The sequence below is a fragment of the Actinomadura chibensis NBRC 106107 genome, from assembly GCF_001552135.1.
Taxonomy (GTDB): Bacteria; Actinomycetota; Actinomycetes; order Streptosporangiales; family Streptosporangiaceae; genus Spirillospora; species Spirillospora chibensis.
Map to the genome: position 1 here is coordinate 59567 of NZ_BCQP01000032.1, position 18237 is coordinate 77803.

Consider the following 18237-nt stretch of genomic DNA (forward strand, 5'->3'; position numbering starts at 1 on the left):
GTCGCGAACACTGTTCTAAAGCAGAACGCTGTTCGCGTCAAGTACGCTGTTCGTTGCCGGATCGATTCTTCTCTCGCTTAGAGAAGATATATCGCGTCCCGGCCATGTCAAGATGTATCGCGAGATTGCGAGGTCCCCGCGGTGGCCGACGAACGCCCGGACATGCCCACCCCGCCCGGCCGCAAGCCCCGCCGGGCGGCGCCGCCGCGGCAGCCGCTCTCGCAGGAGGCGATCGTCGCGACCGCGATCCGCGTCCTGGACGCCGAGGGCCTGGACGCGGTCACGATGCGCCGCGTCGCCCAGGAGCTCGGGACGGGCCCGGCCTCGCTGTACGCGCACGTCTCGGGCAAGCAGGAGCTGCGGGAGCTGATGCTCGACCGCGTCGCGGCGGAGATCCGGCTGCCCGCCGAGGTCGACCCGGCGCGCTGGCAGGAGCAGCTCAAGGAGCTGGCCAACGAGATCCGCCGCGTCTACACCGGGCACCGCGACATCTCGAAGGTGTCGATGGGGCTCATCCCCACGCTGCCGAACGTGCTCGCCATCGGCGAGGCGCAGCTCGCCCTCATGCGCGCGGGCGGCGTGCCCCCGAGGATCGCGGCGCTCGCCGTCGACACCCTCGGCATGTTCATCGACGCCGACGCCTACGAGGACGTCGTCTACACCGCGAGCCTCCCCGCCGGAGAAGACCCGTGGGAGCACTTCGGCCGCTACATCGAGGAAGTGCGCCAGTATTTCAAGGCGCTACCGGTCGACCGCTATCCGAACATCGTCTCCATGGTGGACGAATTGACGGTCGAGGGCGGCGACACGCGTTTCGAGTTCGGAATCGACATCCTGATCCGCGGAATCGCGTCCTACGTCGAGCGCCCGGGCGGAACGCGCTAGGCGAAGACGTCGCGGAACGCGGCGTGCCTCGGGGAACCCGGGGCGGTGTCCCAGACGGCGAAGACGACGTGCTCGAAACGTCCGTCGAATTCCCGGCCCGGCCGGAGCAGATCGGCGAAGACCTCGGCGACCTCCACGGGATCGTTGCCGAACACGCCGCAGCCCCAGGCGCCGAGCACGAGTCGCCGGTGGTCATTGGCCACCGCCACGGCGAGGAGTTTGCGCGCCCGCCGGTGGAGGACGTCGCGGATGAGCGCCGCTTTGGCGTCGTCCCGAATGGCGCCGCGATTGGGGGCCGGGGACGTGAGGAAAGCGACCTCGTAGGGCTCGTCCAGGAGGCGGCCCTCGTCGTCCCTGAAGACCGGAACGCCGGGCGAATAGATCATGTGGTCGCTGTAGAGCAGATCTCCCTGCGCGCGGTGGAAGTCGTAGAACTCCTTCGCCGAACGCAGTGACGCGTACAGGCCGGACGACCGGGCGAGCCCTTCCTCCTGCGCGTGCGCGCCTTTCAGGAATCCGCCGCCGGGGTTCTTCGCGGAGGCGAAGTTGAGCGCGAACGGGACCGTTCCCCGGGCGCGCAATCGGCGCGCCGCGGCGAGGGTGGTCTCGTCGGTGACTTCGATGCGCGTCTCAACGCCGGGTCGGGGCGTGGGGAGCCCTCGGAGCAGGTCGTCGAGTTCGTCCGGGCGGTACAGGACGGTGCCCCGCACAGCCTCGGCCAGGCCGTCCGCGAGCGGCACGGTTCGGCCGGACGGCCCCGCGTAGCCGCCGCGTTCGATGATGGACACGGTCTCCTGCGCGATCTGCCGCCGGGGATGTCTGCTCATAACGCTCCGGATTCTGACGGCACGGGGAAGCGCGCCGCAAATCCTTTTCGCGGGCGCCCGAACGGCTGGGGCCTGTTGAAAATCGATGGGGCGGCGCGATGCCGTCCGTCACACTTGTCGTCGTGCTTCTGACGATCACCACCACAATGGACCCGGCGACCGACCTCGGTTATCTCCTCTACAAGCATCCCGATCGCGTCCAGCGGTTCGAGCAGTCCTTCGGCACGGCGCACGTCTTCTACCCGGACGCGGACCCACGGCGGTGCACCGCCGCCCTCCTCCTGGACGTCGACCCGGTCAAGCTCGTGCGCACGCGCGGCAGAGGCACACCGGACTTCTCCCTCGGCCAGTACGTGAACGACCGTCCGTACGCGGCGTCGTCGCTGCTGGCATCCGCCATGGCGGGCGTCTTCCGCACCGCCATGCGGGGACGGTGCGAACCGCGTCCCGACCTGGCGGAGACACCGATCCCGCTGGAAATCGTCCTTCCCGCGCTCCCGTGCAGGGGCGGGCCGGGTCAGGCCGAGCGGTTCTTCGCGCCGCTCGGCTGGGACGTGTCGGCCGTGCCCGTCCCGCTCGATCCGGAGTTCGCCGCTTGGGGCGACTCCCGGTACGTGACGCTCACGCTCACCGGCACTCTGCGTCTCGCCGACGCGCTCAACCAGCTCTACGTCCTGCTGCCCGTCTTGGACGACGCCAAGCACTACTGGATGGCGCCCGACGAGGTGGACAAGCTCATCCGCGCGGGAGAGGGCTGGCTTGCCACGCACCCTGACCGCGGAACCATCACCCGCCGCTATCTGGCCAACCGGCGTGGGCTCGTCCGTACCGCGCTGGGTCGGCTGGCCGACGCGGACGAGTCGTCCGAAGAGACGCTCGACCCCGCGCAGGTGGAAGAGGAGCCCGCTCCCGAGGACGGCGAGGAGCAGCACGTTTCCCTGGCGGAGCATCGCCTCCAGTCGGTCGTCCAGGCGCTGCGCGATGAGGACGCCCGCCGCGTCATCGACCTCGGCTGCGGCTCAGGGAAACTGCTCGCGCGGCTGGCGAAGGACGATTTCTTCAGCGAGGTGTCCGGAACGGACGTGTCGCACCGCGCCCTCACCCACGCGTGGCGACGCCTCCGCTGGGACGAGGGGCGGCGTCCCGCCAACGACCGCGTCCGCGACGTGTTCCAGGGGGCGCTGACCTACGCCGACGAACGGTTCCGCGGTTATGAGGCGGCCGTCCTGATGGAGGTCATCGAGCACATCGACCCGCCGCGCCTCGGCGCGGTCGAACGGGTCGTGTTCGCGCACGCCAAACCCCGCGTGGTGGTGGTGACGACACCCAACGCCGAGCACAACGTCCGGTACGAGGGCATGGCGCCGGGGTCGATGCGCCACCCCGACCACCGCTTCGAATGGACGCGGGACGAGTTCCGCGCATGGGCGGACAGGGTCGCGGGCGCGCACGGCTACCGCGTCCGGCACGTGCCCGTAGGCGACGACGATCCCGACGTGGGCGCGCCCACGCAGATGGGGGTGTTCACCCGATGACCGAGCTCCGCATCCCCGACATGGGTCTGGTCGTGCTGGTCGGCGTGACCGGATCGGGCAAGTCGTACTTCGCGCGCAAGCACTTCAAGCCCACGCAGGTGGTGTCGTCCGACTTCTGCCGCGGGGTCGTGTCGGACGACGAGAACGACCAGTCCGCGACCGGCGACGCGTTCGACCTCCTGCACTACATCGTCGGCGTGCGGCTGCGGCGCGGCCTGCTCACCGTCGTCGACGCCACCAACGTGCAGAGCCACGCGCGGCAGTCGCTGCTGCGGCTCGCCGCCGAGCACGACGTGCGCGCCGTGGCGATCGTGCTGGACGTCCCTGAGAGCGTCGCCGCCGAGCGCAACGCCGTCCGCCCCGACCGGGACCTGCCCCCGCACGTGATCCCCCGCCAGCGGCGCGAACTGCGGCGCGGGATGCGGTCGCTGGCCCGCGAGTTCCGCCGCGTCCACGTCCTCACCGGCGTCGAGGAGATCGACGCCGCGACGATCGTGTACGAGCGGGCGTGGAACGACCGCCGCGACCTGACCGGCCCGTTCGACGTCGTCGGCGACGTCCACGGCTGCCGCGCCGAGCTGGAAGACCTGCTCACCGGCCTCGGCTACGCGATCGACCGCGACGCGGAGGGGCGCGCCGTGGGCGCGCACCACCCCGGCGGCCGCACGGCCCTGTTCGTGGGCGATCTCGTCGACCGAGGACCCGACACGCCGGGCGTGCTGCGCCTGGTGATGGGCATGGTGGACGCGGGCGACGCGCTGTGCGTCTCGGGCAACCACGAGGCGAAACTCGTCCGCGCCCTGCGCGGGCGCAAGGTCCGCCTCACCCACGGCCTGGCCGAGTCGATGGAGCAGTTCGCCGCCGAACCGGACGAGTTCCGCGAAGAGGCGCTGCGTTTCATGGACGGCCTCATCAGCCACTACGTCCTGGACGGCGGCCGTCTCGTCGTCGCCCATGCCGGGCTCAAGGAGGAGTACCACGGACGTGCGTCCGGACGTGTCCGCTCCTTCGCGCTCTACGGCGACACCACGGGGGAGACCGACGAATACGGGCTGCCCGTGCGCTACCCGTGGGCGCGCGACTACCGAGGCAAGGCGACGGTCGTGTACGGGCACACGCCCGTCCCCGAAGCGGAATGGGTCAACAACACCATCTGCCTGGACACCGGAGTCGTGTTCGGCGGGAAACTGACCGCGCTGCGCTATCCCGAGCGTGAGCTGACGTCCGTCCCGGCGCAGCAGGTCTGGTACGAGCCCACGCGTCCGCTGGACGCGCCGTCGTCCACCGGGCACCGGGAGGACGACGTCCTCAAAATCGAGGACGTGATGGGCGCGCGCGGAGTCGAGACCCGCCTGATGGGACGCGTCTCCGTCCGGGAGGAGAACGCGCTCGCCGCGCTGGAGGTGATGAGCCGGTTCGCCGTGGACCCGCGCTGGCTCGTCTACCTCCCGCCCACGATGGCCCCCGCCGAGACGTCGCCGCTGCCCGGATACCTGGAGCACCCCGCCGAAGCCCTCGCCGCGTACAGGGAAAAGGGGATCGACCGCGTGGTGTGCGAAGAGAAGCACATGGGTTCCAGGGCCGTGGTCGTCGTCTGCCGGGACGAGTCCGTCGCCGCCACCCGTTTCGGTGTCACAGACGGGACGACCGGAGCCGTCTACACCCGCACGGGACGTTCCTTCTTCCGCGACCCGTCCCGCACGACCGAAGTACTGGACCGGGTCCGCGGCGCGGTAGACACGGCCGGCCTCTGGGACGAGCTGGACACCGGCTGGCTCGTCATCGACAGCGAACTGCTGCCCTGGTCGGCCAAGGCCATGGACCTCATCCGCACGCAGTACGCCGCGACGGGCGCCGCCGCCGGCGCCGCCCTGCCGATGGCGTCCGACGCCCTCGCCCGCGCGGCCGGGCGCGGCCTCGACGTCGGCGCGCTCCGCGAGCACGTCGACCGGCGGGCCGCGAACGCGTCCCGCTTCCGCGACGCCTACGCGCGCTACTGCTGGACGGTCGACGGCCTGTCCGGGCTGCGGCTCGCGCCGTTCCAGATCCTCGCCGGGGAAGGCCGCTCCTGGGCCGTGGCACGCGACCACGAATGGCACATGGCCGTTGCCGGGCGCCTCGCGGACGCCGACACCAGCGGCCTGCTGAAGCGGACCGCGTCGATGACCGTCGATTTGAACTCGCCCGAGTCGGAGGCAGCCGTCACCGAATGGTGGGAGAAACTCACCGCCGGGGGAGGGGAGGGCATGGTCGTCAAGCCGCTCGGCCCGCCGCCGGACGACAGGCGCGTCCAGCCGGGCGTGAAATGCCGGGGACCGGAATACCTGCGCATCATCTACGGCCCGGACTACCGCGAGCCGGAGAACCTCGAACGGCTGCGCCGCAGGTCGCTCGGACGCAAGCGCTCGCTCGCGATGCGCGAGCACGCGCTCGGCGTGGAGGCGCTCGACCGGCTCACCGGGGGCGAGCCGCTGTGGCGCGTCCACCAGGCGGTGTTCGCCGTCCTCGCACTGGAGTCGGAGCCCGTCGACCCGCGCCTTTGACCCGCGCCTTTGACCCGTGCAGAGCGCGCGCGGGCCCGCCCCTGGGGCGTTCCCCAGGGGCGGGCCCGTGAAAGACCGTCGTCCCGGACGGAGCCGGAGAACCGATCAGGTCGAGAAGAGCATGTGGAAGACGCTCCCGTGGTGGGGGCGGTGGTGCCCACCGTGGTGGTGATGGTGGACCTGTGACGGGCTTCCCCATCCCGGCGCCGCGGCGGGCGGAGGGGCCGCCCGGTACTGCGACTCCATCTGGCTCAGAGCCTCAAGCTCGCCGTAGTCGAGGAAGATGCCCCGGCAACTGTCACATTGCTCGATGTGGACGCCGCTGCGGCTGTAGGTCCGCATCACGCCACGACACTTAGGGCAGTGCATCGCCTTGTCATCCTTCCGGTATGGATCCCCAGGTAGAGGCTAAATGTAGGGCAGGTTTCGCGCCACGTCATGCCGCGTCACCCGCCGCCGATATTCTCCCGCAGGCGTCGACCATCGCCTGCTCCGCTCCGTCCAGCGGCCGATCTTCCCTCCCCGCCGTTTGGACGCACGTGGCGGCGATCTGGATCGCCAGAGTTCGAGCGGGTATGTCCAAGGTCGTCCATGGATCGGCGTCGGCGGGGACGGCGGGACCGCCCGCCTCCGTGTAAGCGCCCAGGAAGCGGCCCCATTCGTCGGGGGAGAGGACGCCCGCCGAGTAGAGCGCGGCGGGACGCGCCAAGTCCCAGGCGGGGTCGCCCCTACCGAGGTCTTCGATGTCGATGAGGCGCCATTGCCCGTCCTGTGCGCGGACCATCTGGCCTAGATGCCAGTCACCGTGAATGACGCATGTTCCTTCTTTGGAAGATTCCACTGCCTCACCGCGTATCCAGGCGGGGAGGGTGGCGAAAGCCCGTCGCACTTCGTCCGCCGCCGGGCCGTGGCCATGGCCATGGCCGTGACCCAGTTCGGACACCAGGCGTGCCACTCGCGTGGGACGTCCCCAGGACGGCGCATCTGCCGGGACCGCTGCGGAATGGAGTGCGGCCAAGAGGCGCGCGCCGTCCTCCCAGGGGAGCTCCTGGCGCGGGTCCACCGGGACGCCGAACGGGTAGACCGTGACCATCCGGCCGTCCACATCGAGAGGCGGGCCCAGGGGGCCGACCAGAATTCCGGGCAGCGTGCCCGCCAGCCTCGCCCGCTCGGCGAACCCGTGCCCGCGGTCGGCCTGATGCGCCTTGACCGCCACGTCACCGACGCGCACGACCAGGACGCCGTGCCGGTCGTACAGCGTTTCCGGCTCCGCCGCCGCCGCTGCGGCGGACGGCGACGCGGCGCGCCCGATCTCCACGAGGCGGGCGAACAGCCCCGGGCGGACGGTCTCGGTGTGCACCCGCCCAGTCAACCACCCGCCGCCGTCAGAGCGAGCCGCCCGCCGCCCGCGCGGGCGAGTCCGCGGCCTCGTCCCGCAACCGCTGGCGGACGACCTTCCCCAGGATGTTGCGGGGCAGTTCCGTGCGCGGCAGGAATTCCGCCGGGACCTTGTAGTGCGACAGATAACGCTCGCAGTGCCGCCGCAGCTCGTCCGCCGAAAAAGGGTAGGCGGGGTGCTCCACGACGTGCGCGATGATGCGCTCCCCGCGCCGGGCGTCCGGCACGCCGACGACCGCGCAGTCGTGCACGGCGGGATGCCGGTGCAGCACCTTCTCGACCTCGGTCGGGAACACGCTGAAACCGCTCACCTTGATCATGTCGCGGAGCCGGTCGAGGATGGTGAAGTAACCGTCCTCGTCCATGACGGCGATGTCACCCGTGCGGAGCCAGCCCTTCGAGAGGGTCTGCGCGGTGGCCAGCGGCGCGTTCCAATATCCGGCGAACACCTGCGGGCCGCGCACGACCAGCTCGCCGGGCTCGCCCGGCCGCAGCACCCTCGTCGGCTCGTCCTGGTCCACGATGACGGCCTCGGTCATAGGGAGAGGCAGCCCAACGGTCAGGTTCCGTGCCCCGCCCCCAAGCGGGTTGCCCGTGACGGCAGGGGACGCCTCGGTGAGCCCATAGCAATTGATGAGCCCCTTGGCGCCGACCCGGGTGAGCCGGTCGATCGTGCTCTGCGCCAACCCCATCGCACCGGAGATGAGGATGCGCAGCGAGCTGAGGTCGGACGGCGTGAACCGCGGGTTGTCCATCACCTGCTCGTACAGCGTCGGCACTCCAGGGAAGATCGTCGGCCGGTACCGGCGGATCGCGCTGAGCACCTGGTCCGGGTCGAAGCGGGGGAGCAGGACGACCGCCCCCGCCGTCATCACCGGCGCGACCAGGCAGCTCATCAGCCCGAACGAGTGGAACAGCGGCAGCACCGCCAGCGTCACGTCCGTCCCCGGACGGCCCGCCGTGTCCCACGCGTGCTGCTGGCAGGCGTTCGCGACGAGGTTGCGGTGCGTCAGCATCGCGCCCTTCGGGCGTCCCTCCGTCCCGCCCGTGTACTGGATGGCGGCGAGGTGCCGGGACGGCTCGACATCGAGCTGCCGCACCCGCCGGCGCGGCGGCCGTTGCAGTTCGCGAAAAGGGAGGACGTCCGGGTCGGGCGGCACGTCCGCCGTGATCTCCGCGCGCCGCCGCTGCGCCTGCACCAGCGGGAGCCGCAGCGCGACCCGCTTGGCCAGCGGCAGGAAGTCGGTCAGCGACGTCACCACGATGTGTTCGAGCTGGAGCTTGGCGCGGACCGCGCGCACCGTCGCGTAGGAACGATCCAGCACGACCGCGACGCGCGCCCCGCAGTCGGCGAGCTGGTGGAGCATCTCCTCCTCGGTGTACAGCGGGTTGTGCTGCACCGCGACGGCCCCCCTGCGCAGGACGCCGTAGAACGCGATGACCTGCTGCGGGCAGTTCGGCAGGATCAGCGCGACCCGGTCGCCCGGCTGCACCCCCAGGCGGTGCAGGCCGTCGGCGAACCGGTCCACGGCCTCGCGCAGGTCCCGGTAGGAGATCTGGCGGCCGAAGAAGTGCAGCGCGGGACGGCGCGGATGCGCCTCGGCGGCGTCGTCGAGCAACCGGGTCACGGGGACGTCGGGGATGTCCACTTCCTGGGGAACGCCGGGCGGATACCGCCGCAGCCACGGGGAAGATCGTTGTGACGCGTGCCACATAGGACGCGATTCAATCATTTGTCGGGTATCTACGTCAGCGCTTCACGATCTTCCCGCTGGTAGGACGCCCCGCCGCCGCAAGTGCCCGCGCGGGGCGCGTCCATCAGCGCGGCGCGCACCAGCGGAGCCCCCCAGAGGCGCACCAGCGGCGACGTCCGGAGTGCGGCCCCGCGGGCTCAGATACGGCCGGTGCCCCGGCACACGGGGCACTTGTCGCCGGTGGCGGTGCTCGTGCCGGTCCCGTTGCAGCCGGGGCAGGCGCGCGTCGCCGGCTTGTTGTGCTTGCCCACCGTCCACCACCCCCGGCGCTCATCCTAAGCGCTGAACCCGTGGCCGGGACGTCTCCGTGCTTGAAGGAAGGGGCACTGAAACCCGTATGGAGGCAGGGGCATGATCGACGCGGCCGGAACGGCCGCCGCCAGGGTCCGGGGGGCCGCGGACGGCGCGGCGCGGCGGCTCAGGCTGGCGGCGGACTTCTACGTCGGCGACCGGAGCCGCTACGGCCGCGCCGAACTCAGCTTCCTGCGCTGGGAGATCGCCCGGGGCGTGCTCAACCCGCCGACGCACCGCCCGCCGGGAAGCCCCTGGTGGCGCGCCGTCAACGACCGCCTCCTGCGCGACAAGGCCGAGGCCGCGCTGCTCGCGGACGGGCATCGGGGCGAGCCGTCCTCCCGGGCCGTCCTGCTCTGGACGGAGTTCGTCCGCCGCCCGTCGCCCGCCGCCTGGTACCGGGCCCACAACGCCAGCGTCGTCACCGGATACCTGGAGAGCGAACCCCTCGCCCTCCAGGAACTGCCCGCCGAGCGCTTCATGATGAACGTCGCGCTGGTCCGCGTCCTGTACGCGCACGCGCTGGTGGCGCGCCCCCGCCTCGCCCTCGGCGTGTTCGCGCCCCTCGGCGCCCCGCTCGGCGACCCGCGCGGCGGCTCGGTCGGCCTCTTCCTCGACCTGCGCCGCGCGTTCCCCGAGCGGTACCCGCTCCGCGGCCTCCGCGTCGAGGACCTCGTCGCGGCCGAGGGCCCGCTGCCGCGCGCCCTCGACTACGGCGTCATCGTCCCGCGCCTGGCCGCCCTGTTCGAGTTCGCGGCCGGCTCCCTCGCCGTCCCCGGAATGGACGCCCTGACCAGCGGCGGCGTCCCCTGCTACGCCCGCCCGCCGAGCCGCGCCGACTGGCACGGCCGCGCCGCCCTGCGCCTGTCCACCCGCCTGACCGCCTACGCCCTGAAGACCCGCGCCTGACACCCCCCGATCCCACCCTCAACTCTTCCTTAAAGCGGGCATAAGGAGGGGGTCGGGGGTGGGGCGGGGTGCGAAGTTCTAGGCGTGGCAGTGCGAATGGGTAGGAGTGCCGGTTCGTCGGCCCCCGGCGCGGCGGGGGAGCGGACGCGAAGCGCGGTGGTCGCCCGGGCCTTCCAGGCGTTGCCGTCCGCGCATCGCGAGATCCTCGTGGAGACCGTCTTCAGGGACCGCTCGGTCAACGAGGCCGCGGCCTCGCTGGGCCTGCCGGTGGACGTGGTGAAGCTCCGCGTCTACCAGGCGCTCCGGGCGTTGAGCGCGGCGACGGCCGCCCAGCACGAGGGCCGGCGCCTGGCCCCGTGACGTGGGCGGCCGTGCGAGGCCGTTCCCGCCTACGCCGCGACTGGCGAGGCGGGTCAGGCCGGGACGATGTAGAGGTGGCTCATCGCCGACCGGTGCGTCGAGGCGGAGCCGCGCGAGTCGGGCAGGCCGACCGCCGTGCCCTGGAGCGCGCCGGCCTCGCCGCGCAGCCAGTCCACTCGTACGTAGGCGTTGAAGACCGGCGCGCAGCCCGGTGTCGTCAATACCTTGAAATGCGGGGTGTACAGCGGCACCACGGCGTGGTGGACCCAGTACGGGATCGTCTTGGTGACGCTCGTCGACGAATCCGTGTGGCAGGGCTTGGTGCCCTCCTTGTTCCACTGATTGATGACCAGCGTGAATCGGGCGGTCGACGACCCGGATTTGTTGCACGCGACGTTCCGCTGGCATACCTGGTAGTCCACGTCGCCGAAGACGTTCAGTTCGCGGAATCCGGCCGGCGCGGTGGTGATCGGCAGGGCGGGCTGCCTCACGGTCCGGTGGGCCTTGGCCGAGTCCACCGGCAGGTCGCCGTAAGGGATCGCGTATTCGAACGGTTCGCCGTTGGCCGCGTTGGCGACCGAGGTGTCGGCGAAGCGCAGCGAACCGCCCGCGATCCGCACCGAGGACGGCTGCTTGTAGAGCGAGGCGACCCGCGCGTACGTCGTGCAGGTGGCCGTCACGGCCACGCCGGGGTGCAGCAGGAACTTGGTGACGATCCAGATGTCCTCCCATTGCGGGTTCTCGCCCGTGCCCGCGTAGACGTTCTGGCCCATCACGAGATTCTTTCCGCCGCCCGGCCAGGTGCAGCGGACTTCGTTGTCCACCATCGTCCGAACGGTGGCCGCGTTCGCGCGCAGCGACGAGACCACGTATCCGGTCTGGTTCGCGGCCATTGCCAGCCGCACCGTGCCGAGTGCCACGACGTTGTGGTCGATCCCCGTTTTCGGCGGCCGCGGGCCGATGATCCGCTGCGGCTTGAAAGCGGCCGACGGCGCGGCGGCGGCCGAGGTGGAGACGGACGTTGACGTGGAGCCGGAAACCAATCCAGAAACGGTCAAAGCGACCAAACAGGCCACCGTAGAGCAGATCATCACAAGCACAATGCGTTTCACGTGTGCACCCCTCTTTCGGGGGCGAAGCCTAGCCGTTGCGGAGTTCGGCGGCCTCGCCTTGCAGGGCCGTCACCATCGCCTGCGCCCGGGCGGACGGACGCGGCCCGGTCACGGCGACGGTCGCGCGTCCGGTCCAGCGGCCGTCGGTGACGGTCACCGTCCGCACGCCCCTCGGCAGTGCCGGTGCCGCCTGTTCGGGGACGACCGTGACGCCCAACCCGGCGGCGACCAGGCCGAGCCGGGTCGACCAGCTCCGCGCGGTGTGGACGATGTGCGGGTCGCTCAGCGTGGGCCAGGCCCCGAACTGCGGCTCGTCCGCCGCGCCGTCGCCCGCGATCCAGGACTCCTGGGCCAGGTCCGCCACGGTGACGGCGCGGCCCGCGAACCGGTGCGCGTCCGCGACGGCCACCAGGAGGCCGCCCTCGAGCACGGTCGTCTGCCGGAGTCCGTCCAGGTCGTAGTCGGGCAGGCCGTGGCCGACCCCGATGACCGCGAGGTCCAGCCGACCGGCCCGGAGCCGCCGCAGCAGGACGGGCGTCGACGCCTCGTCCAGCACGACATCGAGACCCGGATGGCCCGACGCCACCCGCGCCATCGCGCGCGGCACCAGCGCCATGGCGGCCGACGGGTACGCCCCGATCGCCAGGCGGCCGGCGAGCCGGTCCCGCAGCCCGGCCAGCTCCAGTTCGGCCGCCGCCAGATCGGCGAGGATCTCGGTCGCGCGCCGGACGAGCACCCGCCCCGCCGGGGTGAGCGCCGCGCCGCGCCGCCCGCGGTCGAAGATCGGCGCTCCGGCCGCCGCCTCCATGGCGGCGACCTGGCGCGAGACGGCCGACTGGGTGTAGCCGAGTTTCTCGGCCGCCGCGGTGAACGACCCCGTGGCGGCGACCTGCTGGACGACGCGGAGCCCGGTGAGGGTGAACTCGGCCATGCCCGGAACCTTGCATGCGTTCTGCTCATGGAATCGATGCCGAAGCATCGTTGGACCGCATGGCTGACGCCGGGCAGGCTGGAGCCATGACACAGCGATTCACTCGGGACGAACTCGTGGCGCGCCTGGTCCGCGCCGGTGAGCTCGAGGTGTCGGGCGAGGACCCCGCCGCCGCCGCGACGTACTTCGACACCGACGAGTTCCGCTTCCACGGCCCGGACGGCGTCGAGTCCGGCTTCGACGGCCTCGACGACTACTTCGCCGCGGTGCGCGCGGCGTTCGACGACCGGACGATCCGGCGCGGCATCGTGGTGGCCGAAGGCGACCACCTCGCCTGCCAGACCTGGATCGAGGGCACGTTCGTCCGCGAGTTCACCCACTCGCCCACGGGCCCGCTGCCGCCCAACGGGCGACGGGTCGTGTTCGACCTCATCAACATCTTCCGCTTCGACGACCAGGGCCGCCTCGTCGAGGAGTGGGTGCGCGCCGACGACCGCGCCCTCCTGCGCCAGTTGGGCGCCGAGGGAATCTAGCCGCACGGCCGGATCGGAGCAGGTCACCGTGGCGGCGCGGGCCGTCCCGCCCGGACCAGCGCCGAGGGCGAGCGGCCCCCGGCGGGCGCGCAAAGCACGAGTTAGTTGAAAAATTGTTCATTGCGCCTGCCCCTTTGGTCCCACCGCACTCCATGTGAATCTGCTATCGAACACGGCGCGTGATCGGTGATCACGTGGGACGTGGCGACAAGCGCTCGCGGCGGCGCATTGTGTGAGTATGCGAAGGAAGGGCGGGGGTGCCGCGTAGCCGGCGGCATTACCCCTCGACCGGTCATCTCGGCGGAAAGGGAAATGGCGCGGCAAACCGTTCGAGCCGCGCGGCTGCGGCACTCGTCTCTCGGCTAGATTGTCCATGCTTGCCGCTGGCGACCGGGTTGGTGAGGTGGACCATGGGTGACTCTGGTGTGCTGTCCTCCGCCGGAGGTCAGGAAGGGCGTGACCGGTTCGCGGAGCGGCTCCGCCGGTTACGAGCGGAGGCCGGAAACCCCTCGTTCCGGGTCATGGCGAGCAAGTCGCGGTCGGTCAGCCACGCGACCCTGCACGAGGCGGCCCGGGGCACGAGGTTCCCGAGCTGGACGACGACGCAGGCGTTCGTCGAGGCGTGCGGCGGCGACGTCGAGGAGTGGCGCGAGTACTGGTGCGCCGTGCTCGACTCGGACGGCGCCGCCGAACGCTCCGACCCTGCCGAGCAGCGCGAATCCGCCCCGGCCGCCTCACCCGCACCGCTCGCCCTGGTCCCCGCGGGGGACGTGGACGAGGTCTCCGCGGTCGAAGCGGACGAGCGGGCGGCCGTCACCACGCTGGTACCCGCGTCCCCTCCCGGGCGGAGGCGGCGGCGCCGCGTCCTCGCGATCGTCCTGGGCGGCGCGGCGGTGGGCGGCGCGGTGGCGGGCGCGTCCCTGATCCGTGATTCCGGCGGACGGCCGGGACGCCCCCAGGAGGCCGCCGTCAAGTCCGGGCAGCCGGCGGTCGCGAGCGCCCCGGTGATCGCCGGCGACAGGAGCGTGTTCATCGGCGACGTGACCATTCCCGATGGCACGGTGGTGAAGACCGGGCAGCAATTCATCAAGACCTGGGAACTCGCCAACGCGGGCACGGTGCCGTGGCACGGGCGATTCCTGGCGCGCGCGACGCTGCCCGCGGACAACGGCACGTGCTCCACTCCGGGAAAGGTCCCGATTCGCGATACGAAACCGGGCGCGCATGTCCGGGTCAGCGTTCACGTCACCGCTCCGGCCTCTCCCGGATCGTGCTGGGTCGGCTGGAAGATGGTCGACGGAGAGGGACGGCAGCTCCTTCCCGGCGCGCGTCCCGTGTACTTCGTGGTGAACGTCGCCAGGTAGTCCCCAGGTAGCCGCCAGGTAGCCGCGCCCGCCGTGTAAGAGCATGTCAGAACCTGTCACGGGGGGTACCTGACACGTCGCCGCCCTCGGCAGGGTGGTCACTGCCCGCACCGCTGCGGGCGGCGACACAAGGGGGCTTCGACGAAGATGAGATTCGCCAAGGGGACACTGGCCGCGCTTCTCGCGGTACCGGCGATCGCGGCGGTTCCGACCGCCGCGTACGCCGAGTCCGCACCCGGCTGCGGCAGCACCGTGCAGATCGGCTCGACCGCCCACATCAATTCCGGCGGGCAGACGTTCGCGTCGGTGAAGCAGTTCAAGGGATGCGGAAAGAATTGGGCCTATCTCTACGTCTGGGCCGGCTACCGCAATTCGCACCGCACCTGGGACGCCTGCGTGGCGGTCGGCGACAATTCCGACCGGAGCCTTGAGGGCACCCAGTGCCGGACTCGGACGACGGAGATCTGGTCGCTCGGGACCAACACGCTGGCGCACTGCACGCAGGCGATCGGCTGGATCCCGGACGGGCCAAGCGCCAAGACCAGCGAACGCTGCTGACAGGCGCCGTCCGCGACCACCGGGCCCGCGCGTGACCGGCCCGGCCCCTCGACGGCCGCACGGTCGACGGTCTGGACGACCGCGTCCGAGCTGACCGAACCGGTCCCGCGAAGGGACCGCCTTCACGCGGCGACGCGCGCGGGACGCCGGTCCGTCCCGCCGCGTCGGCCCGCTCACCGGAACCCGCCCGCCAGGGGCGCACCCATGCCCTGACGGGGGTCCGGTGCGCGGGCCGACGGCGCCCGCCTCCCCATTTCCGCCACGTGAGCGATCCGTGACGGCCTGTTCCGCCGTGGCTTCGCGCCCCGGCGCCCGAAACCAGGAGAACCGATGAAACTGCTTCCCTACGCCGCCGCCGTCACGGCGACGGCGGCGCTGCTCGCCTCCCTGCCCGGAGTGTCCGGGACGCCGGCGGCGCGGGCGGCCGGCGTCCAGGCGCTGCCGAGCGTGAACATGGAGGCCCTCGTCAAGGCCGCCCAGATCGACCCGCGGCGGCCGGACGACACGCTGACCCCGGGCGCCAAGGCCAGCGTGCTCCTCGTCGAGCAGGCGCTGCGGGACCGGAAGCTGCTCGACAAGAAGTGGGTGGACGGCTACTTCGGCACCACGACGGTCGCCGCCTACGCGAAGTACCAGAAGTCGCTCGGATACACCGGCCTGGACGCCAACGGGATGCCGGGCAAGACCTCGCTCGCCAAGCTCGGCACCAGCCGGTTCACGGTCGCCCACGTCATCACGCCCGGGACGAAGGTGACGGTCGGCGGCGGCTTCGTCGTCAACACCCGCACGCGGAGCATGCTCGCCGAGGCGGAGAAGCTGCTCGGCCGCACCCTCGTCCTGGACCAGGGCTCGTACAACCCCGGCGGCGACCCCACGTCCGCGGGCACCCACGACGGCGGGGGCGTCGTCGACGTCTCGGTGAAGGGGATGAGCGCCGCCACCCGCGTGTCGGTGGCCCGCGCGCTGCGCCGCGTCGGCTTCGCCGCCTGGGTGCGCAGCCCCCAGCAGGGCGACTGGCCCTGGCACATCCACGCCGCCGCGATCAGCGACACCGATCTCTCCGGCCAGGCGCAGAACCAGATCGGCGACTACTACCTCGGCCGGAACGGGCTCGCCAACCGCGGCCCGGACGACGGCCCGAAGGTCGCGATCCGCACCTGGGAGGAGTACCAGCGCGGCTGACCGGCCGCCGCTCCAGACCCCGCTGAGGAAAGTCAGAGAAAAGGAGAACGGAATGGCAACGCTCGACAAGGTCCTCGCCGTGGCGGCCGCCGCGGTGGCGATCGGCGGGACGACGCTCGCCACGGCCTCGACCGCCTCGGCGGCGACCCGGAACGGAACCTGCGAAAGCGGCGAGTTCTGCTACTACTTCAACAGCGACAACCAGGGCTCGGTCTCGGACTTCACCGGTTCGGTCGCCGACTACGGCACGACGCAGCCCTCCTGCTACGACTTCAAGGGCCCCGGCAACGGCAAGGGCAAGTGCGTCAAGAATGCCGCCGCCTCGGTCTGGAACCGCAGCAGCAAAACCGTCCGGGTGTACTACAACAGCAACTACGGCGGCACGTACCAGGACTTCAAGGCGGGCGCGAAGGGCAACCTGAACTCCAGCCTTAAGAACCAGAACGCCTCGCACCAGTTCTCGCCCGCGTCGCGGACGAACCTGTCGTACGGGCTGTACCAGGCCAGCGGCGGCCGCATCACCTGCGGCTTCGACGGCTACACCAGCACCCCCGGCCGGCACGAGGGCATCGACATCGCCCGCGGCATCGGCTCGGACGTCCGCGCCCTGGTCAGCGGCAAGATCATCTACATCGCGCGCGGGGCCACCGGCAGCTCGGGCCTCTCCACCATCTCCGTCTACAACGCCTCGGCGAACAAGACGGTGATCTACCTGCACACCGCTCCGCGGTCGTCGCTGGCCGTCGGCCAGACGATCAGCCGCGGCCAGATCATCGCGGACGAGTCGTGGCACGGGGTGTCCTCCAGCTCCGGCGCGCACACCCACGTCGAGATGCGCCTCGGGCGCCAGACCCACGCGGCCAAGAGCGTCAACGACCCGCACCTCGACAACCCGAACCCGACCTCCTTCTGGCAGTCGCAGGGCTACAACGTCCGATAACGCGGTCCGTACCGCGACGGGGAGAAAAGGACGACCGTGTCAACACGAACCGCTCGGCTGATGTCGCGCCTGGGCGCGATGACCGCCGCGATGGCGCTCGGTGCGGCGGCGCTGGCCGCCGTCGCGTCGCCCGCCTCGGCGGCGACCCGGAACGGAACCTGCGAAAGCGGCGAGTTCTGCTACTACTTCAACAGCGACAACCAGGGCTCGCTTTCGGACTTCACCGGTTCGGTCGCCGACTACGGCACCGCGCAGCCCTCCTGCTACGACTTCAAGGGCCCGGGCAACGGCAAGGGCAAATGCGTCAAGAATGCCGCCGCCTCGGTCTGGAACCGCAGCAGCAAGACCGTCCGGGTGTACTACAACAGCAACTACGGGGGTACCTACCAGGACTTCAAGGCGGGTGCGAAGGGCAACCTGAACTCCAGCCTTAAGAACCAGAACGCCTCGCACAAGTTCCTGCCGTCCGGGCCGACCGGCTGCAAGACCGACGGCACGCAGACGAAGCTTCCCACGACGATCCTCGTCTACCGGGTCTCCCTCGGGCGCGTGGACCGGGTGGCGTTCAAGACCTACGTCAAGAACGTCCTGCCCAACGAATGGGTGCCGAGCTGGCCGAAGGAGTCGCTCCGCTCCGGGGCGATGGCCGTCAAGAACTTCGGCTGGTACTGGGCGCTGCACTCGACGAACAAGACGTCCTGGGGCGAATGCTTCGACGTCTACGACACGACGTCGAGCCAGGTCTACAAGCCCGGGTCGGCGAAGGCGTCCACGAACGACGCGGTGGACGCGACGTGGGGCACCCGCATGACCCGCGGCGGGAAGATCCTCCAGGCCCACTACTGCTCCACCACGACGGCGTGCGGCGGATGGGTCGACGGTGACTGGCTGTCGCAGTACGGCTCCCGCGACAAGGCCAACGCGGGCTGGAGCTACTCCAGGATCCTGAAGTACTACTACAACGGGATCACTCTCGGATCCTGATCCGGAACCCGTACGGCAGAGGGTGTCCAGGGTCGGCGGGGCCGCAGCGCCCCCCGCTCCGGGCACCCTTTTCCGCTCGCCGCCCGCGGGGCGGGTTCCGTCCGGTGGCCTGGGGTAGGTGCGGGTTCTGA

17 protein-coding genes are annotated in these 18237 nt (G+C 71.1%); 11 read left to right on the forward strand and 6 right to left on the reverse strand.

All coding sequences use genetic code 11. From position 1 onward, the window contains the following. Positions 1–141: 141 nt before the first annotated feature. Positions 142–885 carry a TetR/AcrR family transcriptional regulator C-terminal domain-containing protein gene (locus ACH01S_RS19300; RefSeq protein ID WP_246237021.1) on the forward strand — a complete coding sequence of 248 codons (744 nt, stop codon included), beginning with the start codon at positions 142–144 and terminating at the stop codon, positions 883–885. Here ACH01S_RS19300 and ACH01S_RS19305 read toward each other — a convergent pair. Continuing rightward, a complete protein-coding gene (locus tag ACH01S_RS19305; protein ID WP_067893134.1) occupies positions 882–1712 on the reverse strand; it encodes a TIGR02452 family protein in 831 nt (276 codons plus the stop codon). The two genes, ACH01S_RS19300 and ACH01S_RS19305, sit on opposite strands and share 4 nt — an antisense overlap. Positions 1713–1834: 122 nt before the next feature. Here ACH01S_RS19305 and ACH01S_RS19310 point away from each other — a divergent pair, with 122 nt between their 5' ends. Both ACH01S_RS19310 and ACH01S_RS19315 read left to right on the forward strand, forming a co-directional pair. Next, the gene (locus tag ACH01S_RS19310) at positions 1835–3247 is read left to right on the forward strand and encodes a 3' terminal RNA ribose 2'-O-methyltransferase Hen1 (RefSeq protein ID WP_067893240.1); all 1413 of its coding nucleotides are present in this window, start codon (positions 1835–1837) and stop codon (positions 3245–3247) included. Next, entirely contained in the window at positions 3244–5790 is a 2547-nt protein-coding gene (locus ACH01S_RS19315) for a polynucleotide kinase-phosphatase (protein ID WP_067893136.1), read from the forward strand. The genes ACH01S_RS19310 and ACH01S_RS19315 overlap by 4 nt, the downstream gene beginning before the upstream one ends. 105 nt (positions 5791–5895) lie before the next feature. Here ACH01S_RS19315 and ACH01S_RS19320 read toward each other — a convergent pair whose 3' ends face one another. The 3 genes from ACH01S_RS19320 to ACH01S_RS19330 form a co-directional block, all read right to left on the reverse strand. Then, positions 5896–6159, reverse strand: coding sequence for a TFIIB-type zinc ribbon-containing protein (locus ACH01S_RS19320; RefSeq protein ID WP_067893138.1), 264 nt, complete (start codon positions 6157–6159; stop codon positions 5896–5898). Positions 6160–6226: 67 nt separating this feature from the next. Further along, positions 6227–7150: a phosphotransferase family protein gene (locus ACH01S_RS19325; RefSeq protein ID WP_067893140.1), complete on the reverse strand. Its 924-nt coding sequence runs from the start codon at positions 7148–7150 to the stop codon at positions 6227–6229. Positions 7151–7175: 25 nt separating this feature from the next. Further along, positions 7176–8837 (reverse strand): AMP-binding protein, encoded by a 1662-nt coding sequence (locus tag ACH01S_RS19330; protein WP_246237017.1) that lies wholly within the window; start codon positions 8835–8837, stop codon positions 7176–7178. Between the two features lie 456 nt (positions 8838–9293). Here ACH01S_RS19330 and ACH01S_RS19335 point away from each other — a divergent pair, with 456 nt between their 5' ends. Continuing rightward, positions 9294–10142 carry a hypothetical protein gene (locus ACH01S_RS19335; RefSeq protein WP_067893144.1) on the forward strand — a complete coding sequence of 283 codons (849 nt, stop codon included), beginning with the start codon at positions 9294–9296 and terminating at the stop codon, positions 10140–10142. A gap of 84 nt (positions 10143–10226) precedes the next feature. Next, positions 10227–10502 carry a sigma factor-like helix-turn-helix DNA-binding protein gene (locus ACH01S_RS19340; protein WP_246237015.1) on the forward strand — a complete coding sequence of 92 codons (276 nt, stop codon included), beginning with the start codon at positions 10227–10229 and terminating at the stop codon, positions 10500–10502. Positions 10503–10555: 53 nt separating this feature from the next. Here the strand turns inward: ACH01S_RS19340 and ACH01S_RS19345 are convergent, their stop codons facing one another. Together ACH01S_RS19345 and ACH01S_RS19350 are read right to left on the reverse strand one after the other, a co-directional pair. Further along, on the reverse strand, positions 10556–11614 hold the full coding sequence (locus ACH01S_RS19345; RefSeq protein ID WP_148344621.1) for a hypothetical protein: 1059 nt from the start codon (positions 11612–11614) through the stop codon (positions 10556–10558). A gap of 28 nt (positions 11615–11642) precedes the next feature. Beyond that, complete coding sequence (locus ACH01S_RS19350; RefSeq protein ID WP_067893148.1) at positions 11643–12545, reverse strand: LysR family transcriptional regulator; 903 nt, start codon at positions 12543–12545, stop codon at positions 11643–11645. A gap of 86 nt (positions 12546–12631) precedes the next feature. Between ACH01S_RS19350 and ACH01S_RS19355 the strand changes: the two genes are divergently transcribed. The 6 genes from ACH01S_RS19355 to ACH01S_RS42400 all read left to right on the forward strand — a co-directional run bounded on the left by ACH01S_RS19355 (position 12632) and on the right by ACH01S_RS42400 (position 18106). Beyond that, complete coding sequence (locus tag ACH01S_RS19355) at positions 12632–13078, forward strand: ester cyclase (RefSeq protein ID WP_218010319.1); 447 nt, start codon at positions 12632–12634, stop codon at positions 13076–13078. 410 nt (positions 13079–13488) lie between these two features. Further along, entirely contained in the window at positions 13489–14442 is a 954-nt protein-coding gene (locus ACH01S_RS19360; protein ID WP_148344620.1) for an NBR1-Ig-like domain-containing protein, read from the forward strand. A 147-nt stretch (positions 14443–14589) separates the two neighbouring features. Further along, the gene (locus tag ACH01S_RS43665) at positions 14590–15000 is read left to right on the forward strand and encodes a hypothetical protein (protein WP_067893153.1); all 411 of its coding nucleotides are present in this window, start codon (positions 14590–14592) and stop codon (positions 14998–15000) included. A 330-nt stretch (positions 15001–15330) separates the two neighbouring features. Next, positions 15331–16182 carry a peptidoglycan-binding domain-containing protein gene (locus ACH01S_RS19370; RefSeq protein ID WP_067893155.1) on the forward strand — a complete coding sequence of 284 codons (852 nt, stop codon included), beginning with the start codon at positions 15331–15333 and terminating at the stop codon, positions 16180–16182. Between the two features lie 52 nt (positions 16183–16234). Further along, positions 16235–17122 (forward strand): peptidase inhibitor family I36 protein, encoded by an 888-nt coding sequence (locus ACH01S_RS19375; RefSeq protein WP_067893157.1) that lies wholly within the window; start codon positions 16235–16237, stop codon positions 17120–17122. Positions 17123–17158: 36 nt separating this feature from the next. Continuing rightward, positions 17159–18106: a peptidase inhibitor family I36 protein gene (locus tag ACH01S_RS42400; protein WP_218010320.1), complete on the forward strand. Its 948-nt coding sequence runs from the start codon at positions 17159–17161 to the stop codon at positions 18104–18106. Positions 18107–18237: the final 131 nt, after the last annotated feature.